This window comes from Streptomyces sp. SID4985 (genome assembly GCF_009863025.1).
Taxonomy (GTDB): domain Bacteria; phylum Actinomycetota; class Actinomycetes; order Streptomycetales; family Streptomycetaceae; genus Streptomyces.
The window spans coordinates 1-461 of record NZ_WWIR01000257.1 but is presented as its reverse complement, the minus strand read 5'-3'; the positions used below and the strand labels follow the sequence as shown (position 1 = coordinate 461).

Sequence of the window (461 nt, the reverse complement as noted above, 5' to 3'; positions counted from 1 at the left end):
AGGCCGAGTTGCGGCATGTCCAACGAGACCGTGGCCTCCTGGGTGTGGTGCGGGTCGAGGTTGACGACGACCAGAACCGTGTTCGAACCGCTGCGTTTCGAATAGGCGATCACCGATTCCTTGTCCGTCTCGTGGAAGTGGAGGCCGCGCAACCGGTGCAGCGCCGGGTTCTGCCTGCGGATCTCGTTGAGGCGCGTGACGAGGGGGGCGATGGTCCGCCCCTCCAGGGCGGCGGCCTCCCAATTACGCGGCCTGAGCTGGTACTTCTCCGAATCGAGGTACTCCTCGCTGCCCTCCCGCGACGGAGCGTTCTCGCAGAGCTCGTAGCCGCTGTAGATACCCCACGAGGGCGACAGCGTGGCCGCGAGCACGGCCCGGACCTCGAAGGCGGGGCGCCCTCCGTGCTGGAGATAGGCGTGCAGGATGTCCGGGGTGTTGGGGAAGAAGTTGGGCCGCATGTA

1 pseudogene is annotated in these 461 nt (G+C 66.6%); it reads right to left on the bottom strand.

Going from position 1 to position 461, the window contains the following annotated elements:
* A pseudogene (locus GTW40_RS10485) lies at window positions 1-461 on the bottom strand (alpha-1,4-glucan--maltose-1-phosphate maltosyltransferase); the annotation flags it as partial.